The sequence below is a fragment of the Anaeromyxobacter sp. SG64 genome (assembly GCF_022690745.1).
GTDB classification, from domain to species: Bacteria; Myxococcota; Myxococcia; order Myxococcales; family Anaeromyxobacteraceae; genus Anaeromyxobacter; species Anaeromyxobacter soli.
The window spans coordinates 36,501-60,684 of record NZ_JALCZB010000001.1 but is presented as its reverse complement, the minus strand read 5'-3'; the positions used below and the strand labels follow the sequence as shown (position 1 = coordinate 60,684).

Annotated in this window: 21 protein-coding genes; 9 read left to right on the top strand and 12 right to left on the bottom strand. The window is 72.8% G+C overall.

Translation table 11 applies throughout. The features are described 5' to 3' along the window. Positions 1-12: 12 nt before the first annotated feature. On the bottom strand, positions 13-1,518 hold the full coding sequence (locus MNZ29_RS00270; RefSeq protein WP_242352075.1) for a PLP-dependent aminotransferase family protein: 1,506 nt from the start codon (positions 1,516-1,518) through the stop codon (positions 13-15). Positions 1,519-1,602: 84 nt separating this feature from the next. Between MNZ29_RS00270 and MNZ29_RS00265 the strand changes: the two genes are divergently transcribed. Both MNZ29_RS00265 and MNZ29_RS00260 read left to right on the top strand, forming a co-directional pair. Next, the gene (locus tag MNZ29_RS00265; protein ID WP_242352074.1) at positions 1,603-1,986 is read left to right on the top strand and encodes a hypothetical protein; all 384 of its coding nucleotides are present in this window, start codon (positions 1,603-1,605) and stop codon (positions 1,984-1,986) included. A gap of 124 nt (positions 1,987-2,110) precedes the next feature. Further along, positions 2,111-2,992 carry a bile acid:sodium symporter family protein gene (locus MNZ29_RS00260; RefSeq protein ID WP_242352073.1) on the top strand — a complete coding sequence of 294 codons (882 nt, stop codon included), beginning with the start codon at positions 2,111-2,113 and terminating at the stop codon, positions 2,990-2,992. 8 nt (positions 2,993-3,000) lie between these two features. Here MNZ29_RS00260 and MNZ29_RS00255 read toward each other — a convergent pair whose 3' ends face one another. Then, positions 3,001-4,665 (bottom strand): SulP family inorganic anion transporter, encoded by a 1,665-nt coding sequence (locus tag MNZ29_RS00255; RefSeq protein WP_242352072.1) that lies wholly within the window; start codon positions 4,663-4,665, stop codon positions 3,001-3,003. 58 nt (positions 4,666-4,723) lie between these two features. Between MNZ29_RS00255 and MNZ29_RS00250 the strand changes: the two genes are divergently transcribed. From MNZ29_RS00250 to MNZ29_RS00235, 4 genes are all read left to right on the top strand, one after another. After that, complete coding sequence (locus tag MNZ29_RS00250) at positions 4,724-7,087, top strand: arylsulfatase (protein ID WP_242352071.1); 2,364 nt, start codon at positions 4,724-4,726, stop codon at positions 7,085-7,087. Further along, entirely contained in the window at positions 7,087-8,322 is a 1,236-nt protein-coding gene (locus MNZ29_RS00245) for an anaerobic sulfatase maturase (RefSeq protein WP_242352070.1), read from the top strand. The genes MNZ29_RS00250 and MNZ29_RS00245 overlap by 1 nt, the downstream gene beginning before the upstream one ends. Positions 8,323-8,507: 185 nt before the next feature. Next, entirely contained in the window at positions 8,508-9,872 is a 1,365-nt protein-coding gene (locus MNZ29_RS00240; RefSeq protein WP_242352069.1) for a TAXI family TRAP transporter solute-binding subunit, read from the top strand. Positions 9,873-10,101: 229 nt separating this feature from the next. Continuing rightward, entirely contained in the window at positions 10,102-10,506 is a 405-nt protein-coding gene (locus MNZ29_RS00235) for a DoxX family protein (RefSeq protein WP_242352068.1), read from the top strand. 50 nt (positions 10,507-10,556) lie between these two features. On the opposite strand, the gene MNZ29_RS00230 is transcribed toward MNZ29_RS00235, so the two are convergent. After that, positions 10,557-12,065 carry a nitrilase-related carbon-nitrogen hydrolase gene (locus MNZ29_RS00230; protein WP_242352067.1) on the bottom strand — a complete coding sequence of 503 codons (1,509 nt, stop codon included), beginning with the start codon at positions 12,063-12,065 and terminating at the stop codon, positions 10,557-10,559. 133 nt (positions 12,066-12,198) lie between these two features. Between MNZ29_RS00230 and MNZ29_RS00225 the strand changes: the two genes are divergently transcribed. Both MNZ29_RS00225 and MNZ29_RS00220 read left to right on the top strand, forming a co-directional pair. Next, the gene (locus MNZ29_RS00225) at positions 12,199-13,221 is read left to right on the top strand and encodes an AraC family transcriptional regulator (protein ID WP_242352066.1); all 1,023 of its coding nucleotides are present in this window, start codon (positions 12,199-12,201) and stop codon (positions 13,219-13,221) included. A gap of 148 nt (positions 13,222-13,369) precedes the next feature. Continuing rightward, a complete protein-coding gene (locus MNZ29_RS00220) occupies positions 13,370-14,533 on the top strand; it encodes a triacylglycerol lipase (protein WP_242352065.1) in 1,164 nt (387 codons plus the stop codon). A gap of 43 nt (positions 14,534-14,576) precedes the next feature. On the opposite strand, the gene MNZ29_RS00215 is transcribed toward MNZ29_RS00220, so the two are convergent. The 7 genes from MNZ29_RS00215 to MNZ29_RS00185 all read right to left on the bottom strand — a co-directional run bounded on the left by MNZ29_RS00215 (position 14,577) and on the right by MNZ29_RS00185 (position 19,708). After that, complete coding sequence (locus MNZ29_RS00215; protein ID WP_242352064.1) at positions 14,577-15,287, bottom strand: SDR family oxidoreductase; 711 nt, start codon at positions 15,285-15,287, stop codon at positions 14,577-14,579. Continuing rightward, positions 15,287-15,691, bottom strand: a complete 405-nt coding sequence (locus MNZ29_RS00210; RefSeq protein WP_242352063.1) for a VOC family protein — start codon at positions 15,689-15,691, stop codon at positions 15,287-15,289. Before MNZ29_RS00210 ends, MNZ29_RS00215 begins: the two co-directional genes overlap by 1 nt. Positions 15,692-15,760: 69 nt before the next feature. Next, positions 15,761-16,429, bottom strand: coding sequence for an NADPH-dependent F420 reductase (locus MNZ29_RS00205; protein WP_242352062.1), 669 nt, complete (start codon positions 16,427-16,429; stop codon positions 15,761-15,763). A 940-nt stretch (positions 16,430-17,369) separates the two neighbouring features. Beyond that, positions 17,370-17,843 (bottom strand): VOC family protein, encoded by a 474-nt coding sequence (locus MNZ29_RS00200; RefSeq protein WP_242333256.1) that lies wholly within the window; start codon positions 17,841-17,843, stop codon positions 17,370-17,372. A gap of 16 nt (positions 17,844-17,859) precedes the next feature. Further along, positions 17,860-18,276 carry a VOC family protein gene (locus tag MNZ29_RS00195; protein ID WP_242333254.1) on the bottom strand — a complete coding sequence of 139 codons (417 nt, stop codon included), beginning with the start codon at positions 18,274-18,276 and terminating at the stop codon, positions 17,860-17,862. Positions 18,277-18,493: 217 nt separating this feature from the next. Further along, entirely contained in the window at positions 18,494-19,444 is a 951-nt protein-coding gene (locus tag MNZ29_RS00190; protein WP_242333252.1) for a sigma-70 family RNA polymerase sigma factor, read from the bottom strand. Positions 19,445-19,507: 63 nt separating this feature from the next. After that, positions 19,508-19,708 carry a hypothetical protein gene (locus MNZ29_RS00185; RefSeq protein ID WP_242333250.1) on the bottom strand — a complete coding sequence of 67 codons (201 nt, stop codon included), beginning with the start codon at positions 19,706-19,708 and terminating at the stop codon, positions 19,508-19,510. A 421-nt stretch (positions 19,709-20,129) separates the two neighbouring features. On the opposite strand from MNZ29_RS00185, the gene MNZ29_RS00180 reads away from it, so the two are divergent. Next, positions 20,130-20,318: a hypothetical protein gene (locus MNZ29_RS00180; RefSeq protein ID WP_242333248.1), complete on the top strand. Its 189-nt coding sequence runs from the start codon at positions 20,130-20,132 to the stop codon at positions 20,316-20,318. A gap of 25 nt (positions 20,319-20,343) precedes the next feature. On the opposite strand, the gene ppk1 is transcribed toward MNZ29_RS00180, so the two are convergent. Further along, complete coding sequence (gene ppk1 / locus MNZ29_RS00175; protein ID WP_242333246.1) at positions 20,344-22,578, bottom strand: polyphosphate kinase 1; 2,235 nt, start codon at positions 22,576-22,578, stop codon at positions 20,344-20,346. A gap of 286 nt (positions 22,579-22,864) precedes the next feature. Beyond that, positions 22,865-24,115: a DNA polymerase domain-containing protein gene (locus MNZ29_RS00170; RefSeq protein WP_242352061.1), complete on the bottom strand. Its 1,251-nt coding sequence runs from the start codon at positions 24,113-24,115 to the stop codon at positions 22,865-22,867. Positions 24,116-24,184 lie beyond the last annotated feature (69 nt).

Sequence of the window (24,184 nt, the reverse complement as noted above, 5' to 3'; positions counted from 1 at the left end):
CAGACCTTCATGTCACGCCCGCCGCCCCTTCGTGCGACCGCCGCTCCCCGCATGCCCCGGCCCGCCCGCCGCCTCGAGCGCGACCGCCATCCGTCGCACCGCCTCGCCGAGCTCTCGCTCCTCCAGCAGCGCGAACCCGAGCTGCAGCGCGGGATAGGGCTCGCCCTCGAACGTGAAGTCGCTCCCAGCGTGGAGCAGCACGCCCGCGCGCGGGCCCTCCTCGGCCCAGCGATCGGCGTCGAGGTCCGGCGCCGTCCTGCACCACAGCGCCATGCCACCGGCGGGCACCGCGAACTCGAGCGCGCCAGCGAGCCGCGCGCGCAGCGCCTCGGCGAGCGCGTCGCGGCGCGCGGCGTAGCGGCGGCGCATCCGCCAGACGTGCTGCTGCAGCTCCCCGTCCTCGATCAGCTCGGCGACGGCGAGCTCGAGCGCCCGGTCGCCCTGGCGGTCGACGTAGCGGCGATGCTCGGCGAGGCACCGGATCACCTCGGGCGCCGCGTGCACGTAGCCGATGCGCAGGCCAGGCGCGAGGATCTTGGACAGCGTCCCGACGTGCACGACGACGCCGGCCGGGTCGTTCGCGGCGAGCGGCAGCACCGGCGCGCCGTCGTAGTGGAACTCGCTGTCGTAGTCGTCCTCGAGGACGGCGAGGCGCTCCGCCGCCGCGAGGCGGAGGAGCGCGATACGGCGCGCGGCGGGGAGCGTCACCGTGGTCGGGAACTGGTGGTGCGGCGTCAGGTAGACGGCGCGCACCTTCCCGTGCCGGGTCAGCGCCTCGAGCGCGTCCACCCGGAGCCCCTCCTCGTCCACCGGGAGCGGCACCACGTGCGCGCCCGCGGCCCGGAAGACGTCCCACGCCGCGGCGTACCCGGGCGCCTCCACCGCGACGACGTCCCCGGGGCGGAAGAGCGCCCGCGCCGTCACGGTGAGCGCGAGCTGGCTCCCGCGCGTCACCATGAGCCCGGCCGGATCCGGCTCGAGGCCGCGGGTCGAGCGGAGCATCTGGCCGATCGCCGTCCGGAGCCGCTCCTCGCCGGCAGGGTCGCCGTAGCCGAGGATCCCGGGGCGCCGCAGCGCCCGGCGGTAGGCGCGCGCGATCGCGTCCACCGGCACGAGCCGCAGATCCGGGATGCCGCTCACGAGGCTGAGCACGCCGGGCTGCGCCGCGATCGCGCTCCGCGGCGAGGGCGCCGGCCCGAGCGCGAAGCCGGGATTCCGATGTCCAGCTCCCGAGCCGCCGGCCCGCCGCCTGAGCGCGGCCGGGATCTCGGGCGAGACGAAGGTTCCGCGGCCGCCGGACGACTGCACCCATCCCTCCGCGAGCAGCTCGGCGTAGGCGGCCACCACCGTGTTGCGGTGCACGCCGAGGATGCGCGCGAGCTCGCGCGAGCCGGGGAGTCGCTCGCCGGGGCGGAGCCGCCCCGCGGCGACGTGCGAGGCGATCCCGCGCGCGACCTGGCGCACCACCGGCGCGGGGTCGGCGCGGTCGACCGCGAGGGCGAGAGACCAGGTGCGCACTGGCACATCGATAATGTCGGATCCGGTCCTTTTTCAACGACCAGTCGCCGAGCATCCTCACGTCGTACCGAGGAGGATGCGACCATGGCGACACGGGTGCTGGTGGATCGGGGCAGCTGGGGTGAGGCGGACGGGATGTGCCCCCCGACGGGGGTGGACGGTTGCACGCCGTGGGTGGAGCTCCTGGCGAGCACCGCGGGTCCCACGGTCGACGGAGCCGGCGTGGCTCCGACGGGGGTGCCCGGCGGAGCCGGGACGTTCGCTCGAACGCGGCCGGCGCTCGGCACGGCTCGGGAGTGGAGCCCGGGCGCGCTCCAGTGCCTCCGGTGCCAGCTCCTCGGCAGGCGGCGGCTCACCTGCGCCCGCCGCGATCTCTGCCTGGAGATCCCGCACGTCTATCCGCTCGGCCCGATCCTCCTCCTGGGCTGGCTCGCCACCGCCGCCGCGTTCGTCGTCTCGGTATGGTGAGCGGGAGCCCGGGGCGCGCTCTGCGCCCCTGGGCTTGCGGGCGACGCGCGGGTCTGATGGCCGGGCGTCCCACTGCCTCGATCTGCCTTGTCCCCCGCCGCGCCGGTGCGCACCTCCTTGGCGCATGACCGAGCTCGTCTCCGCCCTCTCGGGCGCCAGCGTCGCCGTCTTCGCGGTCGCGAGCATGCTGTCGCTCGGCCTCGGCCACTCGCTGCGCGAGGTCGTCGCTCCGCTCCGCGACCTGCGGCTCGTCCTCCGCGTGCTCGTCCCGAACTTCGTCTTCGTCCCGGTGATCGCCGTCGTGGTGGCCAGACACCTGTCGCTCGACCGCTCCCTCGAGGTCGGGCTCATCCTCATCGGCGTGGCCGCGGGGGCGCCGTTCCTCGTCAAGCTCACGGAGCACGCCGAACACGACGTCGGGCTGAGCGCGACGCTGCTCCTGCTCCTCATCCCGGCCACCGTCGTCTTCATGACGATCACGGTGCCGATCGCGGTGCCGGACGCCGCCGACGTCGGCGCCGGCGCCATCGCGCGGCCGCTGGTCGTGACGATGGTCCTGCCGATGGCCGTCGGCTTCCTCGTCGGGGCGAGATCGCCGCGCTGGGCGGCGCGCGTCCGACCGGCGCTCGGGAAGCTGTCCACCCTCGCGCTCATCGTGATGGTCGCGACGGTCGTGATGCTGAACCTGCGCGCGATCCTCGACGTCTTCGGGACGGGCGCGATCCTCGCGGCGCTCCTGGTCGTCGCGTTCGCGTTCGTCGTCGGCTACGGGTTCGGCGGCCCGAGCGACGAGAGCCGCGGGGTGCTCGGCCTGGCAACCGCGCAGCGCAACATCGCGGCCGCGACGGTGGTCGCCTCGGGGAGCTTCCACGATCCGCGGACGCTGGTAATGGTGGTGATCTCGTCGCTCGTGGCGCTCGGCGTGCTGTTCCCGGTCGCCAAGGTGCTGCGCAGACGCGCCCGCGGACAGGCGGGGACCTGGATCCCGCGCCGGCGGACCACGTAGGACACCGCTCACGCGCTGCCCGCGCGCGGCCGCGTGGCGCGGGGGCGCCCGAGCCATGCGCTCGCCGACGCGAGGGCCTGCGCCGTCGACTCGCCGAGGATCGTCGTCGCCGGAACGACGCGCACCACGCGCTCGAGATCGAGCTTCCCGGTGCGCCGGAGCTGATCGCGGACCGCGCCTTCCACGCCGCTCAGGTAGAGTCGACCGCCGACCGCCTCGAGCTCGTCGGCGTACGAATCGAGCACCTCGATGAGCGTCGCGCCGACGCGCGTCCGCCCGCGGAGCCGGAGCACCACCACTGGCCGGACGGCGCCCACGGGGCTCGGAAGCGACTCCTCGAGCCGGCGCGCGCCGGCGAAGAAGAGACTGCCCTGCGTGTGCAGGACGGTGACCGCCTCGCTGGGGAGGCGCGGCGGCGGCTTCTCCTCCGCGAATCGGCCGTCGGGGAGCCGCACGAGCGCCCTCACGGTGACGTCGCTCGCCGACGCGAGGTGCATCATGATCGACAGGACGACGCCGACCCCGACCGCGACCGGCACCGACAGCACGAGCGTCGCGGCGAAGGTCACGGCGATCGCCCAGCGCGCCGCTCCGCCCGTCGCCCAGATCGAGCGCGCCTCCCGCAGGTCGAGCGCGCCGAGGCCCGCGATGATCATCAGGGCTGCCAGGACGGCCATGGGGACGAGGCCGACCAGCCCGGGCACGAGCAGCACGATGACGAGCATCCACGCGCCCGACAGGATCCCGGCCCACCGGCTCCGAGCGCGCATGGCGACGTTGAGCGCGGTCTGCCCGACCGAGGCACCCGCGGGGATCCCGGAGAGCAGCCCGCTCGCCACGTTGGCGGCACCCTGCGCGATCAGGTCCCGCGACGGATTGACGGGCCGGCCATCGGGGTTCTCGACCGTCTGGCTGACGCCGACACCCTGGACCGCGATGACGACCGCGAGCGCGAACCCCGAGGCGAGCAGCTCGGGCGACAGGAGATCGAGATGCGGGAGCGCGGGGAGCGGGAACCCGCGAGGGATGGGGCTGACGTCCGAGACCTGCTGCACGCCCTCCCACCCCGCGAGGAGGACGAGCACCGTCGGCACGAGGAGCGCGACGAGGGACGACCACGTCGCGAGCCGCGTGCGGCGGAGCCCCGACGCGAGGCCGAGCGCCAGCACGCCGGCCACGATGGTGCGAGGGTCGAACCGGCCGACGTTCGCGAGGAGGTTCGCGAGCTCGGCCACGGGATTGCGCCCCCGAGCCGCGAACCCCACGAGCGGCGCGAGCTGATCCAGGACGAGCACGACCGAGACGCCGCCCAGGAACCCGGTCATCACCGCGTGAGAGACGAAGCGGGAGAGACGGCCCATTCGCAGGAGGCCGAACACCACGAGGAAGAGCCCTGCGACGACCGCAAGGAGGAAGATCGCCTCCGGACGCCGCTCTGCGGGTTGGGCGGCGACCGCCTGGCGGGCAACGAGCGCGGCGGCGCTCGTCGTGGCGATCTGCATGAGCTGGGCGCTCACGAGCGCGCTCCCGGCGAGCGGCGCGGCGACGCTGGTGTATAGGCCGTACACGGGGTTCACGCCCGCGAGCGCTGCGGAGGCGAGCCCGTCGGGCACGCTCACCACCGCGTTCACCAGGCCGGCGAGCGTGTCCCTGGGCAGCGTCGTCTTCCGCATGGCGGCTCGCTCCAGCCTATCTTCTCGGCACGGCGGGAGCCGGCGGGGAGGGGGGAGCATGGCGCGCGAGAAGGAGGGTTTCCCGCGGCACGTCGAGCGCGAGGTCTACCCGAAGCCGGAGCACCGCTTCGCGGGCGCGGAGATCGGCCTCACGCACGAGGACTCGCGCCCCGACTATCCGGCGCCCGCGCAGGCGCCGCCGCACGCGGCGAACGTGGTGATCGTGCTGCTGGACGACGCCGGCTGGGCGGTGTCGAGCGCGTACGGGGGGCTGTGCCGCATGCCGACGGCGGAGCGGCTCGCCCGCGAAGGGCTGCAGTACTGCGCGTTCCACACGACGGCGCTGTGCGCACCGACGCGCGCGGCCCTGCTGACCGGCCGCAACCACCACTCTGCCGCGACGGGCGTCGTGGCGGAGATGGCGACCGGCTATCCGGGCTACTCGGGGATGATCCCGCGGAGCTGCGCGATGATCTCCGAGATCCTGTCCCAGAACGGCTGGTCGACGGGCTGGTGGGGCAAGAACCACAACGTGCCCGACGGGCACACGAGCGCGGCCGGGCCGTTCGACCACTGGCCGAGCCGGCGCGGCTTCGACTACTTCTACGGGTTCCTCGGCGGGGAGACGGATCAGTTCTACCCGGCGCTGTATCGCGACACCACGCCCGTCGCGCCGCCGAGGACGCCGGAGGAGGGGTATCACCTCACCACGGACCTCGCGGACGACTGCATCGCGTGGATGCGTCGCCAGAAGACGATCGCGCCGGCCCGGCCGCTGTTCGTGCACTTCGCGCCCGGCGCCGTCCACGGCCCGCACCAGCCGCCGCTCGCGTGGCGCGGCCGCAACGCGGGGCGGTTCGACATGGGCTGGGACCGCTACCGCGAGCTCGTCCTCGCGCGCCAGCTCGAGCTCGGCGTCGTTCCCCCCGGCACGCGGCTGACGCTGCGCCCCGCGGAGCTGCCGGCCTGGGATTCCTTCGGTCCGGAGGAGCAGCGGCTCTTCGCGCGCCAGATGGAAAACTTCGCCGATTTCCAGGAGCACACCGACTTCGAGGTCGGTCGCCTCGTCGAGACGCTCGAGGAGCTCGGCGAGCTCGAGAACACGCTCTTCCTCTACATCCTCGGCGACAACGGCTCGAGCGCGGAGGGGAGCCTCCACGGCACGATCAACGAGACGGCGTCGATGAGCGGCGTCGAGCCGCCGCTCGATCAGACCCTCGCGCGGATCGACGAGATCGGGCTCCCGGGGACCTGGCCGCACTACGCCGTGGGCTGGGCCTGGGCAGGCGACACGCCGTTCCAGTGGGTGAAGCAGGTCGCCTCGCACTTCGGCGGGACGCGCAACGGCCTCATCGTGACCTGGCCAGCGTGGATCGCGGACCGCGGCGCGAAGCGGTTCCAGTTCCACCACGTCGTGGACGTGGTGCCGACCCTCCTCGAGGTGGCAGGGATCGCCGAGCCGACGATGCTCAACGGCGTGACGCAGAAGCCGATCGAAGGCGTCAGCATGGCGTACACGTTCGACCGGCTGAACGCGGACGCGCCCACCCGCAAGCACACGCAGTACTTCGAGATGCTCGGCAATCGCGGCATCTATCGCGACGGCTGGTTCGCGGCCTGCCGCCACGGGCGGCTTCCGTGGGAGACGAGCGGCAGCGCCGACTTCGCCGAGGACCGCTGGGAGCTTTACGACCTGCGCGACGACTTCAGCCAGGCCGAGGACCTCGCGGCGCGCCATCCGGAGAAGCTGCGCGAGCTCCGGGACCTGTTCCTCGCCGAGGCCGGGAAGCACGGGGTGCTGCCGCTCGACGACCGGTTCGTGGAGCGGGCCGATCCATCCCTGCGCCCGGGGTTCTTCGCCGGGCGGACCCGGCTCGTGCTCGACCCGGGCCTCGTGCGGCTGCCGGAGGGGAGCGCGCCGCGGACGTCGAACGTGGATCACGTCCTCACGGTCACGGCCGAGGTCCCGGAGGGCGGCGCGGAGGGCGTCATCGCCTGCATGGGCGGCGACTGCTCCGGGTGGACGCTGTTCGTGGACGGCGGCCGGCTCCGCTACCACTACAACCGCTTCGACTACGATCGGTACGACGTCGTCTCCGACGCACCGCTCCCCGCCGGCCGTGTCGAGCTGCGCCTGGAGTTCCGGTGCGACGATCCGCGCGAGCGCGGCGGCGGCGCGACGGTGCGGCTCCTCTGTGACGGCCGCGTCGTCGGCGAGGGGCGGGTCGAGAAGCAGGTGACCGGCAGGTTCGGGGAGTGCTTCGACGTGGGCCAGGATTCGCTCTCGCCGGTGTGGGGCGGGTACCGCGATCGCCTCCCGTTCCGGTTCACGGGGATCATCCAGCGCGTCCAGCTCGATCTCGGTGAGGCGGTGGAGCTGACCGCGGCCGAGCGGCTCGAGGAGCAGGTCCGGTTCGACTGATGGCGGCGCCTCCGACAGCGGCGTTCCACGTCCTCGCCAAGCCGGCGGGCGCGATCTGCAACCTCGACTGCAAGTACTGCTTCTACCTCGAGAAGGAGCGGCTCCATTCGGGCTCGACGTCTCGAATGTCCGACGAGGTCCTCGAGGCGTTCGTGCGGCAGCGGCTCGAGGCGGGGCGGGGCGGCGCCGTCACGATCGCGTGGCAGGGCGGCGAGCCGACGCTGCTGGGTCTCGACTTCTTCCGGCGGTCGATCGCGGTCGAGCAGCAGTACCGGCGCGCCGGCACCACGGTCGAGCACGTGCTGCAGACGAACGCCACGCTGCTCGACGAAGAGTGGTGCGCGTTCCTCGCCGAGCACGACTTCCTCGTAGGGGTCTCCGTCGACGGGCCGCGCGCCCTGCACGACGCCTTCCGCGTGGACAAGAGCGGTCGTCCGACCTTCGATCGCGTGATGCGCGGCGTGAGGCTCCTGAGCTCGCACGGGGTCCGTCTCAACGCGCTCGCCGCGGTGCACGCCGCGAACGCGCCGTACCCGCTCGACGTCTATCGCTTCCTCAAGGAGGAGGCGTCACCGTTCATCCAGCTCATCCCCATCGTCGAGCGGGACGAGACGAGGGGCGCGGGCGCGGTGACCACGCGCTCCGTACGCGCCGAGGACTACGGCCAGTTCCTGGTCGAGATCTTCGACGAGTGGATCCGCGAGGACGTCGGGGACGTGTACGTGCAGGCGTTCGACGTGGCGCTCGAGTCCTGGTACCTGGGCCGCTCCTCGCTCTGCGTGTTCGCGGAGACGTGCGGCGACGCCGTCGTGCTCGAGCACCGTGGCGACGTCTACTCGTGCGATCACTTCGTCGACGACGCGCACCGTCTGGGGAACGTGCTGGAGACGCGGCTCGCGGAGCTCGTGGCATCGGATCGGCAGCGCAGGTTCGGGACGGACAAGCGCGACACGCTGCCGAAACATTGCCGCCGATGCGACGTCCGGATCGCCTGCCACGGCGGCTGCCCCAAGGACCGGTTCATCGAGACTCCGGACGGGGAGCCCGGCCTCAACTATCTCTGCGCAGGCTACCGGACGTTCTTCCGGCACGTGAACGGGCCGATGCGGGCGATGGCCGCGCTCCTCCGCGCCGGCCGGCCCGCGTCGGACGTCCGGAACGCGTTCGCGGACGGCTCCCACAGGGTTGGGCGCGTTCGCTGCGGCCTGTCTCATGGCGGTGTCCCACTGCCTTGATCCGAGAGATCTGATCTACGCTCTCGGGGGTGGCGATGCCCGAGCCGCTGCCGCTCGAGATCTCGTCTCATCGACGAAGCGGGGTCCGAGATCGGGATGACGCGGGAGTACGCACGCGAGCCCCGACGCGAGCGCGTCCGACCGCCGGTCGAAGGTGAAGTATGAGAAAACGCGCGAGAGCCGCCATGGACAAGATCGAGAAGCCTCACCGCTGGACCCGCTTCCTGCGCGTCTCCTCGCGCGACCTGTTCGTCACCGTGGTGCCGGTCGCGCTGGCGCTCTCGGCGGCGATCTGGGCGGTGCTGCACTTCGTCCGCCCGGCGGCGCCGTCCACGATCACCATCTCGACCGGGCCCGACGGCTCGAGCTTCCAGCGCGCGGCAGAGCGCTACGGGAAGGCGTTCGCCGCGAACGGCGTCACCCTGAAGGTCAGGCCGTCGAACGGCTCGCTCGAGAACCTCAGGCGGCTCGCCGATCCGGACGCCGGCGTGGACGTGGGCTTCGTCCAGGTGGGGGTGAAGCTGCCCGACCCGCAGCCCGGAGAGCGGCGACGCGAGCTCGCCTCGCTCGGCACCATCTCGCGCCAGCCGCTCTACATCCTCGTGCACGGCGCGGCGCCGCCCGACCGGCTCTCGGCGCTCGCCGGGAAGCGGCTCGTCATCGGGCCGGAGGGCAGCGGCACCCGGGTGCTCGCGCTCGCGCTGCTCAAGGCCAACGGCATCGAGCCCGGAGGGCCCACCACGATGCTCGACCTCGACGACGACCTCGTCGGAGACGCGCTCGAGCAGGGCTACGTCGACGCCGCCTTCCTCATGGGCGACTCGGCGTCGCCGCGGGTGATCCGCAGCATCATCGAGCGTCCGGGCGTGCACGTGCTGCAGCTCTCGCAGGTCGAGGCGTACCTGAGGAAGTTCCAGGACCTCGATCGCGTCGTCATCCCGATGGGCGCCTACGATCTCGCCCACAACATGCCCGCCACGGACCTCGATCTGGTCGCGTCGTCGGTGGAGCTGGTCGCGCGCGCCGACCTGCACCCGGCCATCTCGGACCTGCTGATCGAGACGATGCGCGAGGTCCACGGCCGTCCGTTCCTGCTGCAGAGAGCGGGCGAGTTCCCGGTGGCCCGCGAGCACGATCTCCCGCTCAGCGCCGACGCCCGGCGCTACTACGAGTCCGGCAAGCGCTGGCTCTACCGCATGCTGCCGTTCTGGGCGGCGAGCCTCGCCGATCGGTTCCTGATGGTGCTGGTGCCGCTCGTGCTCCTCCTCGTCCCGGTGTTCCGGCTCGTGCCCCAGGTCTACGCCTGGCGCGTGCGAGCCCGCCTGTACCGGATCTACGGATCGCTCCTGGAGCTCGAGCGCGACGTGCTGGACCACGCGGCCGAGCACCAGGCCGGGCTCCTCGACCGGCTCGACGCGATCGAGCGCCGTGCCGACGCGCTCAAGCTCCCCGTCGCCTTCGCCGACCAGTTCTACGTGCTGCGGGAGCACATCGGCTTCGTCCGGCGGCGGCTCACCACGCTCGCGGGCGAGCGGCGCCGAGCGCTCTGAGAACGCCATCGGCGACCGTGTTGGCGAGCGTGTGATCCACGTTCTCGGCGCGTAGGGATTCTTTACGTCCCTGTCGGAAAGGCGACGTTCCCGACCCCCGACGCCGGTAGGCCAGCCCGTCATCCACGCCTGGTGCGAGGAGGTGGACCGGCACGCCCAATGCTCCCATTGCGCCCAGGGCGGCGCGGGCGCCGAGCGAAGCGTTCATCCGCCTGACGTCGGAGGAGTCATGCCGGACCTCGACAGGCGTGCCGCCTCGCGAAGGCGCGCCATCGCGTATTGGGTCACCACCCTGCTCGTCGCCACGGAGCTGGCGTTGGCAGGAGTGTGGGACATCCTGCGAATACCGTACGTCCGCGGCGTCATCGAGCACCTGGGCTACCCGGCCTATTTCCTGGTCATCCTCGGAGTCTGGAAGGTTCTCGGCGCGGTGGCGCTGCTCGTCCCGCGCTTTCCCCGGCTCAAGGAGTGGGCATACGCCGGCGCGGTCTTCAACTACACGGGAGCAGTCGTCTCCCACCTGGCCGTCGGCGATGGCGCCGTCGCTCTCGTCTACCCGATCATCCAGCTCGGCCTCGTCGGCGGGTCTTGGGCCCTGCGTCCGCCGGCTCGCCGCGACCTCGTGCCGAGTTAAGCGCGCCAATCGAGAAGCCGTCGGATACCCGCTGCCGTCACCATTGACCTCTAGCTCGATCGGGTTGCGTGACGGTCGAGTCGGCGGCGCACGCCCGCCGCCGCCGCTCCGCCCAGGAGCGCGAGCGCCGCGAACACCACCGGCGCATCCCCGAGCGACGCGTAAACGGTCCTGACCTGCGCAGTGGGAACCGTCGCGAGCATGACGCGCTCGTTCCGCTCCCAGGCCGACAGACTCGCGCGCACGCGGCCGTACGGGTCGAAGGCCATCGACGTGGCCGCGCGTACGGCGCGGACCACCGACATCCCGCCCTCGATGGCGCGCACGCGCGCCATGAGCGTGTGCTGCGGGTCGATGCCGCGCCAATCCGAGGACGGCAGGGCGATCACGCCGGCGCCTCCGCGGGCGTGGGCGCGCGCGAGCGCCGGGAAGTCATAGTCGTAGCAGATCGCGCCGGCGGCCCGGCCCCACGAACGATCCAGGACGCGCAGCGGCTCCTCGCCGCGCAGCGACGGCTCGCCGGGTGGGAGGACATGCTTGCGGTACCGCTCGAGGGTCTCGCCCTTCGTGCCGAGCCACACGTAGGCGTTGTCGATGACGAACGGCGCGCTCGACACGACGACGCCGTAGGCGAGGACCAGGTCGACGCCTTCCCTGCGGGCGAAGTCGGCGCCGCGCGCGAGGAGCGCCGCCTCCTGGCTCGGTTCCACGAGCGTCGCGACCTCGTTCCAGACGACGAGCTCGGCGCCGCGGCGGGCGGCGAGCTCGGAGCGGGCGAAGAGCACGTCCACGTTCCCGCGAAGGTCCTCCATGCTCGTGAGCGGCTCGGGGAAGTCGACCGTGACTGCGGCGACGCGCACCGTCGGCCCTGCGTCCGCGGCATCGAGGCGCAGCGATCCCCAGACATGCGCCGCGACGACGATCGTGGCGGCGGCGATGGAGGTCCGCCAGGGTCGGTCCGGCGCGGAAGAGGCGAGGAGCGCCGCGGCGGCGCCGGCGGGCAGGGCCATGACGAAACCGACGAAACCGAGGCCGCCGAGTGAGGCGAGCTGAAGGAGCGGCAGGTTGTCGGACTGGCTCGCCGCGAAGGCCGCCCAGTGGCCCGCGGGCGACAGCGCGAAGCCGATGACGTCCCCGAGGGCGGTCAGCGCGGCGAACGCGAGGATCGACCACGCCGCCCCGGCATGCCGGCGGATCGCGTCCCAGAGGACGAGGGTGAGCCAGACGAGGGCGCCGAGCGGCACGCCGAAGAGGAGCGCGAACGGCGCGGCGACGGGAGGCGTCACCATCTTCAGCGATTGCAGCGAGAGGGCCGCGGCGCATACCGCGAGGAGCACGAGTCGGCGGCGCCAGCCGCGGAGGCGCACTGCGGCGAGAGCGAGCGGGACCGGAGCGACCCAGGCGAGGAGCGCCGTCCCCCCGCGATTTCCGGCGAGGAAGACGAGGACGATGCCCGCGAGGGACAGCGCCCAGGCGGGGACGCGGTCGGCGAGCGAGTCGCCATCGCGCTCGGCAGGCGACGCGATGGCGATGGGGCCGGAGGCGGCGAGGCTGGTCACGGGGTTTCTCCTTTCTCGCGGCGGTTGCCGCGGCTTCATGGGCGGAACCTACGCGCGAGGGGCGCCGACCGTCTCGACCGAGGGCGCCAACCGTTCGGCCGTGCGCGCCAGGCGCGGTGCTAGGCTCGGCGCCGTGAGCGTCACCGTCCTCCCTGTCGCGACCCGCGCGCTCGTGGAGGCATGCGCGCGGCTCGGGCTCGATACCGACGCCCTCCTCGCGCGCGCCGGGGTGGGCCGCGCGCTCCTCGACGACCCGGACGCGCGGATCCCCGCCGCGCGCGCGGACGCCGTCTGGCGGGAGGCGTACGGCGCAGCCGCGGACCCGGCCCTGTCGCTCCACGCCGCCGAGCAGACGCCGTTCGGCGCCTTCCGCGTCCTCGACTACCTTGGGGCGAGCGGCGCGACGGTGGGCGAGGGGCTTCGCCGCGTCGCCGCGTACTTCCCGCTCGTGGATCCGCGCGCCTCGCTCGCCGTCGACGAGGAGGAGGACGCGGTCGCGCTCGTCTTCCGCGGCACCCGCGTGGCGCTGCCGCCGCAGGCGCAGGAATACACGCTCGCGATCCTGGCCTCGCGCGTTCGCCACGTGGCGCCCGGTGCGGTCGTGGCGGTGCGCCTTGCGTTCCCGCGCCCGCCGGACACGCGCGAGCACGCGCGCGTCTTCGGCGCCGAGCCCGCTTTCGGCGCCGCCGCCCCGGCGCTCTCGCTGCCGCGAGCGGCTTGGGACGCGCCGACGCGCACGGGCGACCGTACGCTGTTCGCCGCCCTGGACGAGCACGCGCGCGCCCTCCTCGCCCGCGCGTCGCCACCGGAGAGCGCAGCGGCCCGGGCGCGGGACGCCATCGCCGCCGACCTGCCCGGGAAGGAGCCGTCGCTCTCCCGCGTGGCGCGCTCGCTGGGCACTTCGTCCCGGACCCTGCAGCGGAGGCTCGGCGCCGAGGGGACGAGCTTCGCGGCCGTGGTCGACGAGGTGAGGCGCGAGCGCGCCCGGGTCTACCTCGAGGCGCGCGACGTCTCGATGGCGGAGGTGAGCTGGCTCCTCGGCTTCGCCGAGCAGAGCGCCTTCGCCCGCGCGTTCAGGCGCTGGACGGGCGAGACCCCGACGCGCTGGCGCGGCACCCGGGCCGAAGCCGCGGGACGGCGGCGCCCCGCCCGCTGAGGCATCCGCCGCTTCGTGGGGGGCCTTCGTAGGGCCGCTCCACGCAGCCTCTCGGTCTGGCGTTATCGTCTTTGCGATGCCGCCGCGCGAACGATCCCCGAAGGCACCGCGCAGCCCGATCCTCGACCTGCGGGGCGCGAGTCGTCTCGTGATCGAGGCGACGAACCGCATCGCGGACGTCGTCGAGGCGATGCACCTCGGAATCGGCGCCGGCCCGGCCGTCCTCGGCCGCCCGCTCGAGCGCCCCGTCCAGCTCCTCACCCGCCCGGTCTACGGGAGCGTGCGCGGGGTGACACGGCTCGTCGGCGACGGGATCGACGCGGCCCTCGCCCGGCTCGAACCCCTCGCCGCGCCGCTGCTCGGCGAGCGCCCGCCGGGGCTCGGACGTGAAGCGGTGGTGGCCGCCCTGAACGGTGTCCTCGGCGACTACCTGGCGGCGAGCGGGAACCCGCTCGCGATCGAGATGCGGCTCCGCAGCGACGGCCGCCCGCTGGAGCTCCACCCCGACGCGCTGCGGCTCGCGTTCCCGCGGGCGACCGGCAAGCTCCTCGTCCTCGTGCACGGCTCGTGCGTGAACGATCGCCAGTGGACCCGGCGCGGGCACGATCACGGCGCGGCGCTCGCCCGCGATCTCGGGTTCACGCCGATCTACCTCCACTACAACTCCGGCCTGCACGTGTCGGTGAATGGGCGCGCCTTCGCCGGGCTGCTCGAGCAGCTCGTCGCGGCCTGGCCCACGCCGGTCGACGACCTCGTCCTCCTGGCGCACAGCATGGGCGGGCTCGTGGCGCGGAGCGCGTGCCACTTCGGCGAGGCGGAGGGCCACGCGTGGCGACGAAAGCTGCGCGCGCTCGTCTGCCTCGGCACGCCTCATCACGGCGCACCGCTCGAGCGCGGCGGCCACTGGATCGATCTGTTGCTCGGCGTCAGCCGGTACAGCGCGCCGCTCGCGCGGCTCGGCAAGCTCCGGAGCGCCGGCGTCACCGACATGCGCCACGGCAACGTCCTCGACGCGCACTGGGAAGGCCGCGACCGCTTCGCGCACGGTCGCGACGACCGCGTCCCGCTCCCGCTGCCGCAGGGCGCGCGGTGCTACGCGATCGCCGGGAGCGCGGCCGTGCAGGGCGCCGCGAGGAAGCGCCCGACCGACGGACTCGTCCCCGTCGACAGCGCGCTCGGCGTGCACGAGAGACCGGAGCTGACGCTCGGGTTCCCGGAGGCGCACCGGTGGATCGCCCACGGGACGAAGCACCTCGACCTCCTGAGCCGACCCGAGGTGTACGCGAAGCTCCGCTCCTGGCTGTCCTCCTGACGGCGCTCTCGCGCTGCCTCCCGGCGGCGTGCTCGTCGACTTCTCAGGCGCGCCCGTAGACCGGCACGACCGCGCCGCTCACGTCCCGTGCCGCGTCCGAGAGCAAGAACTCGATGACCGCGGCGACCGACTCCGGCTCCACCCAGCGCGACGCGTCGGCGTCCGGCATCGCGCCGCGGTTCGCGGCCGTGTCGATCGTGCTGGGGAGGACGGCGTTCACCCGAACGCCGGCGTCCAGGACCTCCGCGGCGATCACGCGTGCGAGCGCGACGACGGCGCTCTTCGCGACGGTGTAGGCGGCGTCGCCGGCGCCCGACCACGGCCGCTCGACGTTGCGGGACCCGATCACGACCACGCTGCCCGCGCGCTGCGCGACCAGCCGCGGCAGCAGCGCGCGAAGCGCCCGCTGGGCCGACTCGAGGTTCTCGTCCAGCATGCTTCGCCAGGTGTCCTCGTCGCCTTCCTCGTGGAAGCGCCGGCCACCGCGCCAGCCGCCCGCGACCAGCGCCGCGCCGGAGATCGGGCCGAGGCGCGCGCTCACCGCGCCGAGGGCCGCGTCCCAGGCCGCGGTCGAGTCCTCCTGGAGCGGGAAGCCGGCGAAACCCGCCCCGAGCTCCTGCTCGAGCTTGCGGAGGCGCTCCGCGTGACGGGCGAGCCCGACGCCGGCCACCCGGTACCCGCGCTCCACGAGGTAGCGACAGAGAGCGGTCCCGAGCGCTCCGACCGCTCCGCTGATCACGATCGCGCGCGGCATCATCGAGCAGGCTCGAAGAGCTCGATGGGATTCCCATCTGCGTCCTCGATTTGGATTTGTCGACCGCCAGGGCCTGTTTCCATCTCGTTGCGAAAGTGAACCCCTGCTTTCTTCAGTTCAGTGATGAATCCGGGAAGATCCGCGACCTTCAGCACTACCCGGTTCCAGCCGCCCGGCTCCTGCTGCTGCCCATTCGGCATCGGCCGCGAGCCTGACGCGCCTGGACCGCTGAGCAGAAGCTGCGCGTCACCCAGAGAGACGCTCGCAAACGCGGGGAGCTGCTGGTGCTCCAGCTCGAACCCGAGATGTTGCGTATAGAACGCTACAGAGCGAGCGACGTCTTTCACCTGATAGCGAACGCCGTGAATGCTCTTGGCGAATGACTTCGTGGCGGCCTGGACCACGTGCGTCTCCTTCCTGGTCCGTCTCCATGATCACTGTGCTCAGCTCCCGCGACACTGACGAGTCCAGACCTAGTGCTGCCGCGCGGCTCCCGATCTGCTCCCGCTGCGCGCCTCGTCTCCCCGCCGGAGCGCCGCCTGGGCGTCGGTTCCGGACACGATGCGGCCATAGAGGGGGCTGCCCGGCTCCTGGAGGCGCCCGCCGTAGCGGAGGGAGCCTGTGTCCACCGGAGCGAACCCCATCTCCTCGACGAGGTTCGCGACCACCCGCTTCGCGTCCGGGTCGTCCCCGGCGATGAGCAGCGCGACCCGCTCCTCGGGCGGACGGTCGCGCCTGCCACGCGTCGCGAGGTCGTTCGCGTACAGGTGGTTGAGCGCCTTGACGAGCCGCGCGCCGGGGATGACCCGCGCGACCTCCTCGCTCGACGTCGAGTCCCCCAGCTCGTAGAGCTTGAAGTCGGGGCGATACGGGTTCATCGCGTCGACGACGATCTTGCCTCGCAGCCGCTCGGCGGGGAGCTCCCGCCGGTTGCGCCATGGGATGGCGATGAGCACGACCTCGCCGAGCTCAGCCGCCTCCTCGACGGTCGTCGCCCTCGCGCGCGGTCCGAGCGCGGCGACCTGGTCGCGCAGCGAGTGGGGACCGCTCGCATGACTGAGCGCCACCTCGTGGCCCGCCTCCGTGAACAGCCTCGCAGCCGTCCCGCCGATGTTCCCCGAGCCGATGATCCCGATCCGCATGGCACGCCCTCCCGGAGCGGAGAGATGCGAAGCGCGCGCCCTGCCCGCAACAGCCAACTTGGCCACGGGTCTCGCGGCCCACGCCCGCCGCGGTGACGCCCTCTCATCGGCCAAACGAGACTGCATCGAGGGGAGCTGCCCGCTATGCTTCCAGGCGGGTGGAGGTCATGACGAAGCACCCTCGAGCTGTCGTCTTCAGTGCGGCGCTCGCGCTGTTACCTGGCCTCGCCGGTGGGAACGACGACGGCGCGGTTCTCGCAGCACGCGCGGGTCCGCTCATCACCACGGTCCCCGAGCTGGCGCAGGCTGGTGAGTCCGGCCTGCAGACGGAGCAGGAATCGCCCTCTCCTCCGACCGCCCCGCTCGAAGAGGCTCCTCCGCCCGCTCCGTCGAAGCTTCCGCCGCCGCCCTCCTCGGTTCCGGAAGGCCAATGGGTCTACACGGCGCAGTACGGCTGGATCTGGATGCCGTACGCGGACGCCTTCACCTATGTGCCGCCTTCCGGTTACGGCGCGCCGTACATGTACGTTTACTATCCGTCATACGGCTGGTCATGGGTCGTCGCACCGTGGGTCTGGGGCTTCGGACCGTGGCCGTACTTCGGGTTCTACGGCGCGGCGCGCTTCGGCTGGTACGGGCATGGCTGGTGGCGGTACCCGGGGCAGTGGCACTACGGGCCTGGGCCACATCGCGGCGTCTGGCCCTCGTACGGTGGCCGTCCCGGCCCCTACTTCGGTGCGCGCCCCGCCCCGCCCCCGTCCGGCGGCAGCTTCCCCTCGCGCGGTATCGCGCCCGCGCCGCACCGCGGGGGCGGTGTCGCCGCGGGCCCTCACGCCGCACCGCCACGTCACCGTTAGTCAGCGCTCGTGCGGCTCGGGCTCGAGTGCGCCGTTGCTCGGAGAGCTCCCACTCTCCGAGCAACGGCGTGAGCCGGGCTCGACTATCCCTGCCGGTAAGCCCGCTCCAACCCCGCGATGTCGAGCTTCGTCATCTGGAGCATCGCCTTCATCACGCGGTTCGCCTTCGCCGGATCCGGGTCCGACATGAGCCGCTCCATCGCGGTCGGCACGATCTGCCAGGACACCCCGTACCTGTCGGTGAGCCAGCCGCACTGGTTCGTCGAGCCGCCCGCGGAGAGCTTCTCCCAGTACTCGTCTACCTCCTGCTGCGTCTCGCAGTTCACGACGAACGAGATGGCCGGCGTGAACTTGAAGATCGGTTCGCCGTTCAAGGCGATGAACTCCTGCCCGGCGACCTCGAACGTCGCGGTCATCACCGACCCCTTGGGCCCGGGGCCTGCCTCTCCGTAGCGCGTGATCGCTCCGAGCTTCGAGCCCTTGAAGACGGACGTGTAGAACCTCGCGGCCTCCTCGGCCTTACCGTCGAACCACAGGAACGGGGTGATTCCCTTCATCGCATCCGTCCTTTCCTCAGCGCTCGAGCGCCTTGGGGTCCATCCACAGCACTTCCCAGTGGTGGCCGTCGGGGTCGTAGAAGCTCCAGCCGTACATGAAGCCGTGATCCTGCGGCTCCATCGCGTGCTTGCCTCCCGCCGCGACCGCCTTCTTCACGAGCTCGTCCACCTCGGCGCGGCTCTCGCACGAGAGCGCGCAGAGCGCCTCGTTCTGCAGGAGCGTGTCGCAGAGGCCCTTCTTCGTGAACGTCTTGAAGAACGGCTCGGTGAGGAGCATCACGTACGCGTCCTCGCCGACGAGCATGCAGGTGGCCTTCTCGTCCGTGAACCTCGGGTCGAACTCGAAGCCGAGCTTGGTGAAGAACTCCTTCGAGCGGTCCAGGTCGCGCACGGCCAGGTTCACGAAGAGCTTGCGGGGACGCCTCGTTGCCATGTCTGCCTCCAGGGGTTCGTCGGAGTCGCGCGTCGCGTCGAGCTCGACCCCGATGTCGTCTGATCCCTGGACCGCGTGCGCGCCGCCGACTCATCGGTGCACCCCGATCGGCACCTCCGGCAGACATCGGCCTTCATGCCGTCGGCCAGGGCAGGAGCCGGTGCGCGAAGCTACCGGCGAGCGCCCGCCGCACCGAGCCGCCCTTCCGCGCCGCTTCCTACGGAGGGAGCACGAGCGGAAGCCCGAACCTCGGGAAGAGCGTCGCGGTGTCGAGGAACGAGGTCCAGGCAGAGACGCGATCGCCCTCGAGCTCGAGCACGATGAGCCCCCACGCCTCGTGGCCCCCGTGCTCGGCGGGACGGTACTGCGCGAACGCGGGCGAGCCGGAGGCCGCCGTCGGGACGAGTCGCGACCCGCGGCAGCCACAGCCCCGGCCGAGGAGCCAGTCGCGGATCGCCGCCGGGCCGCGGAGCCACAGCGTGTAGGGCGGCATGGACAGGGTCGCGTCCTCGTGCAGGAGCGCGGTGAGCGCGTTCACGTCGTAGCGCTCGAATGCCTCGACGTAGCGAGCGAGCAGCGCGGACTGCGCTGCGGAGAGCGAGCCGCTCGACTCGCCGAGGTCGCGCGCGGCGAGCGTGGCGCGCGCCCGCTGCAGCGCGCTGTTCACCGCCGGGATCGAGGTGTCGAGGCTCTCGGCCACCTCCGCGGCGGACCAGCCGAGCACCTCCGTGAGCAGGAGCGCGGCGCGCTGCCTCGGGGGAAGGTGCTGGAGCGCCGCCACGAACGCGAGCCGGATGCTCTGGCGGAGCACCGCCCGCTCCGCCGGGCCGGCGTCCGACGGCACGACGTGCGCGTCGGGGACCGGCTCGAGCCAGTGCGTGCGAGGGTGCTCGACGAGCGGGTCGTCCACCGTTCCGGCGGGACCCTCCTCGACGGGACGCTCTCGCCGGGAGCGATCGGCGAGCGCGTCGAGGCAGACGTTCGTCGCGATGCGATAGAGCCAGGTGCGCAGCGAGGAGCGCCCGTCGAAGCGCTCGAGGCCTCTCCACGCCCGGACCATCGTCTCCTGGACCGCGTCGTCGGCGTCCACGGCCGAGCCCAGCATCCGGTAGCAGTGCCCGGTGACGGCCGCGCGGTGCTCCTCGAGCTCGGTGACGCTCTCTGGCATCGCCCGGACATAACGAGGGGAGCGCGTCCCCGCTCTCCCCCGCTCGCCTCGCGCGCCCTTGCGCTACCGCCGCGAGCCCGACGCCTCGTGGGCGACGAAGTCGAGCCGCCGCGCCTCGAGCCGGCCCGCCGCCCGCGCGCGGCTCTCGGAGCAGAAGCTCGCGAACCGCTGCCCGTCGACCGTGACGACGTAGCGATTCTTCTCGATCTGCTCGATGCCTACGACGTGCGCTCGAACGGCGAAGCTGGCGCGCGGGGGATTCATCTATGAAGTGTAGCGCGATCCTCGCGAATAAGCCCGACACATCACGCGCGCCGGCCGATCGCAGAGGATCATCGCGGGTGGCCCGCACGCGCGACGCGGTCCGCGCGCGCCGCGACCTCCTCGGCCGTCTCACGCCGGGCACGGCGCCGCTTCGCTGCGATCGGCGGAGCGGGGCGCTCGATGGCCGGACGGCGCGGAGCACGGCCGGCGGTCGGCACGGGAACCCGGCCGGGCGATGACCCGATCGTTGCTCCGAGAACGGGGGAGCCCACGCTCGCCCGTGGCCGACGGCCCGCTGGCACGGCAACGATGCGACGGACGCGTGACGAACTCGTGACGGTCGGCGCGGACACCTCGAGGGCTGGCGCGCCCGGAGCGACGCGGATTAGAACCGGGCCTCGTTCTCGCCCGAGGAGCTCGCATGCTGCGCGAATCCGTCTTCGTCTGCTCGTATGGCGCCGAAGGCGCAGAGCACGTCGGTCACGTCCTGGCCTGGGATGATCGCGAGGCGGCCGAGCTCTTCGCGCGCGAGCTCGAGCCGGACGTGGGGGAAGTGCGCGTGGCGGACATCCGCGTGGAGTCCGTGGACGGCGCCGCGCTGGGTGAGTGATCCGCGCCGCGCAGCGCCGGGCGCATCAGTCGCGAGCGTCCGGCGCGACCGGGGCCGACGGGGAGGCGAGCAGCCGCGCCTGCGCGTCCACCTGCGGCTCGCCCTCGGCCGGACGGAGCCGCTCGTACTCACCGTCCGGCCGCATGCGGCGCGTCCGGCAGTTGTCGGCGAGGTAGAGGGACAGCACGCCGTCGCGCAGGTGGCGCACGAGCGCGGGATCCCTGACCGGGAACAGCACCTCGACCCGCCTCGACAGGTTCCGGCGCATGAGATCTGCGCTGCCGAGGTAGACCTCCTCCGCCCCGGCGTTGCGGAACCAGAAGATCCGGCTGTGCTCGAGGAACCTCCCCACGATGCTCGTGACGCGCACGTTCTCGGTGTAGCCCGGGACCTCCGGGCGCAGGCAGCAGATCCCGCGCACGAGCAGGTCCACCTTGACGCCCGCCTGGGCCGCGCGGACGAGCGGCTCCGCCATCTGCTCGTCGGCGAGCGCGTTCACCTTGAACACGAGGTGCCCGCCGCGGCCGGCGCGCGCGTGGGCGATCTCGCGGTCGATGAGCTCGACGAGCCGCTCGCGCAGGTTCACCGGCGCGACGAGCAGGCGCTGGAACACCTTCGGGTGCGCGTAGCCCGTGAGGTAGTTGAAGAGCTGCGTCGCGTCCTCGCCGATCTCGGGGTCCGCCGTGAAGAGCCCGAGGTCCGTGTACGCGGTGGCGGTGACCGCGTTGTAGTTCCCGGTGGACAGGTGGACGTAGCGCGCGAGCCGGTCGCCCTCGCGCCGGACGACGAGCGCGATCTTGGAGTGCGTCTTCAGCCCGAGGAGCCCGTAGATGACGTGGACGCCGTCGGCCTCGAGCGCCCGCGCCCACCCGATGTTGCTCTCCTCGTCGAAGCGCGCCTTCAGCTCCACGAGCACCGCCACCTGCTTGCGGTTCTGGTTCGCCTCGAGGAGCGCCTCCACGACCGGCGAGTTCCGCCCGACGCGGTACAGCGTCATCTTGATGGCGAGCACGTCGGGATCCCGCGCGGCGGCCCTCAGGAACTCGACGACGGGCCCGAACGACTCGAACGGATGGTGGATGAGCACGTCCCGGCGCCGGATCGCGGCGAACACGTCCTCGTCGCCTCGCGCGAAGGCGGGCGGGACGGCGGGGGACAGCGGCGGGAACTTGAGATCGCTGCGCTCCACGGCGGCGAGCGCGCCCACACCGGACAGCCCCAGCGGCCCCTCGAGGACGTGCACGTTCCGCGGCTGGATCTCGAGGTTCTGGACGAGGAGGTCGCGGACGGGCTCGGGCATGCCGGGCGTCACGACGAGCCGCACCACCGAGCCGAAGCGGCGCTCGCGCACCCCGTGCTCGACCGAGGCGAGCAGGTCCGCTGCCTCCAGCTCCTGCAGCTCCATCTCCGCGTCGCGGGTGACGCGGAACGGGTGCACGCTCTTGACGCGCACCCCGGGGAACAGCCGGTCCACGTGCGCGGCGACGAGCTGCTCGAGCCAGACGAACGCGTGGTGCCGGCGGGCCGTCCCCGACGCGTCGAAGCCCGCGCTGGATCGGCCGATCGGCACGAGCCGCGGGAGCGTGTCCGGGACCTTGATGCGGGCGAACCGGGCGACGCCCTCGTCCTCCACGACCACGGCGAGATTGAGGCTCAGGTTCGAGATGTGGGGGAACGGACGGCCGGGGTCGAAGGCGAGCGGCGTCAGGACCGGCATCACCATCTCGTCGAAGTAGGCGCGCGCCCACGCGGCCTGCTTCGGGTCGAGCTGGGAGTGATCGAGGACGTGGAGGCCGGCCGCGTCGAGGGCGGGCAGGAGCTCGTCCTGCCACGCCACGCCGAGCTCGCGGTTGAGCCGCAAGGTCTCGCGGCGCAGCTCGGCGAGCTGCTGCAGCGGCGTCAGCCCGTCGGACGAAGGCTCCGTCACCCCGGAGGCCACCTGCTGCTCGAGGCCGGCGACGCGGATCATGAAGAGCTCGTCGAGGTTCGACGACACGATGGAGAGGAAGCGCACCCGCTCGAGCAGCGGGTTCGCGGGGTCGCGGACCTCGTCGAAGACGCGCCACTGGAACGCGACGAGCGAGAGCTCGCGGTTGACGAGCAGCGCAGGGTCGAGCTTGGCGGTGGGGGCCGCGAGCTCGCGCGCGACCGCCGCGGCGGCGTCGGCGGCCACGCCCGCGGCTCCGCCGGCCGGCGCCACGTCGGCGCCGGTGCGCGGGGTGAGCACCTCCTTGGGCACGGCGTGCGCCGGGCTCTCCATCCGTCCTCCGCGATGACCTCGCGCCTCGACGGGCGAGCGTAGCGCCGCGCCGGCGGGAGTGCACGCGACCGCAGGTGACGAACGCGTGAAGGCGTGCACGAGCGCACGGGGACCTCCAGGCGAGCCCGTGCGCTCGGCGCCTCGGACGCCGCGCGGGGGGTTCGGCGCAGGCCGGCGCGCTCCGCAAGGGGGAGCTCGCCCCGGGCAGGTGAGACGACCGCGGCCTCAGGGCGCGGGCGATCTCGAGGACGCGTCTTAGGCACGGCTCGCGAGGATCGCCCGGGCCTCACTGGCGCGGATCCCACATCGCCTGGTCGAAGTCCGGGTCGGGCGGCTCGTCGCGAGGCCGCTCGCCCTCCGGCACGTTCCTCAGATTCACGCGCACGCGGGTCCAGGTCGTGTACCGGCCGCGCATCGCGTCCACGAGCACGTCCTCGGGCGCGAGGCGCGCGGCGGCCTCCGGGTGGCGCGCCTTCCAGCGCTCGAGACCTTCGAGCGCGTCCTCCTTCCTCGCCGCGCGCGCGACGACGGCGAGCGGATGGCTCGGGCGGCGCGGCGCCCCCTTGCGCCGGGAGGGCGCGACGCGCGCGGGCTCCTCGGCCCCCTTCGCGTAGTGCGGCGGCCACGGCGCGTCGCCGAGGCCCTCCGCACGCTGGCGCGCCGCGAGCTCGAGCAGCGACTCGAGCGAGCCTGCCGCGTCGTCGATGCCGGCCCCCACGTCCCCGAGCCGCGCGAAGCGCGCCGGGACCGTGCGCAGCGTGAAGTCGGCCGGGTCGCAGGCGGGCAGCTCGGCCCAGGTGATGGGCGCGGACACCCGCGCGTCGGCCGTGGGCCGCACCGAGTACGCGGAGGCGACGGTGCGGTCCTTCGCGTTCTGGTTGTAGTCGATGAAGACGCCGTGCCGTTCCTCCTTCCACCACTTGCTCGTCGCGAGCTCCGGCGCGCGCCGCTCCACCTCGCGGGCGAGCGCCAGCGCCGCCTGGCGAACGTCGGTGAAGGTCCAGCGCGGCTCGAGGCGCGCGTTCACGTGGATGCCGCGCGAGCCGCTCGTCTTCGGCCAGCCCACGAGGCCGTGCTCGCGCAGCACCTCGTCCACGAGCAGCGCGACGCGCCGGAGCTGGTCCCACTCCACGCCCGGCATCGGGTCGAGGTCCACGCGCAGCTCGTCGGGGTGCTCGAGATCGGCGGCGCGCACCGGATGCGGGTTGAGGTCGATGCAGCCCAGGTTCACCACCCAGGCGAGCTGCGCCGCGTCCCGGACCACGATCTCCTCGGCGCTGCGACCCGAGGGGAACCTGAGCTCGACGACCTCGACCCAGGGCGGCCGCGACTCCGGCGCGCGCTTCTGGAAGAAGAACTCGCCCTCGGCCCCGTCGACGTAGCGCTTCAGCGCCATCGGCCGGCCGCGCACGCCGCGCAGCGCTCCCTCGGCCACGCTCAGGTAGTACTGCACGAGCTCGAGCTTGGTGACGCCCGCCTCGCGGAAGTAGAGCTTGTCCGGATTGGAGATGGCGACCTCCCGTCCGGCGATCTGCAAGTGTTCTTTCTTGCGCGGTGACATGGCTCTGGCGGGTGTTCTTGCTCGAGCGGCTCGCGCTTCGCCACG

Excerpts from the sequence above, each read along its gene's own strand:
- MNZ29_RS00265 (WP_242352074.1), top strand. The coding sequence starts at position 1,603 with ATGGCGACACGGGTGCTGGTGGATCGGGGCAGCTGGGGTGAGGCGGAC.
- MNZ29_RS00260 (WP_242352073.1), top strand. The coding sequence starts at position 2,111 with ATGACCGAGCTCGTCTCCGCCCTCTCGGGCGCCAGCGTCGCCGTCTTC.
- MNZ29_RS00255 (WP_242352072.1), bottom strand. The coding sequence starts at position 4,665 with ATGCGGAAGACGACGCTGCCCAGGGACACGCTCGCCGGCCTGGTGAAC.
- MNZ29_RS00250 (WP_242352071.1), top strand. The coding sequence starts at position 4,724 with ATGGCGCGCGAGAAGGAGGGTTTCCCGCGGCACGTCGAGCGCGAGGTC.
- MNZ29_RS00245 (WP_242352070.1), top strand. The coding sequence starts at position 7,087 with ATGGCGGCGCCTCCGACAGCGGCGTTCCACGTCCTCGCCAAGCCGGCG.
- MNZ29_RS00240 (WP_242352069.1), top strand. The coding sequence starts at position 8,508 with ATGGACAAGATCGAGAAGCCTCACCGCTGGACCCGCTTCCTGCGCGTC.
- MNZ29_RS00235 (WP_242352068.1), top strand. The coding sequence starts at position 10,102 with ATGCCGGACCTCGACAGGCGTGCCGCCTCGCGAAGGCGCGCCATCGCG.
- MNZ29_RS00215 (WP_242352064.1), bottom strand. The coding sequence starts at position 15,287 with ATGCCGCGCGCGATCGTGATCAGCGGAGCGGTCGGAGCGCTCGGGACC.
- MNZ29_RS00205 (WP_242352062.1), bottom strand. The coding sequence starts at position 16,429 with ATGCGGATCGGGATCATCGGCTCGGGGAACATCGGCGGGACGGCTGCG.
- MNZ29_RS00200 (WP_242333256.1), bottom strand. The coding sequence starts at position 17,843 with ATGAAGGGAATCACCCCGTTCCTGTGGTTCGACGGTAAGGCCGAGGAG.
- MNZ29_RS00195 (WP_242333254.1), bottom strand. The coding sequence starts at position 18,276 with ATGGCAACGAGGCGTCCCCGCAAGCTCTTCGTGAACCTGGCCGTGCGC.
- MNZ29_RS00190 (WP_242333252.1), bottom strand. The coding sequence starts at position 19,444 with ATGCCAGAGAGCGTCACCGAGCTCGAGGAGCACCGCGCGGCCGTCACC.
- MNZ29_RS00185 (WP_242333250.1), bottom strand. The coding sequence starts at position 19,708 with ATGAATCCCCCGCGCGCCAGCTTCGCCGTTCGAGCGCACGTCGTAGGC.
- MNZ29_RS00180 (WP_242333248.1), top strand. The coding sequence starts at position 20,130 with ATGCTGCGCGAATCCGTCTTCGTCTGCTCGTATGGCGCCGAAGGCGCA.
- ppk1 (WP_242333246.1), bottom strand. The coding sequence starts at position 22,578 with ATGGAGAGCCCGGCGCACGCCGTGCCCAAGGAGGTGCTCACCCCGCGC.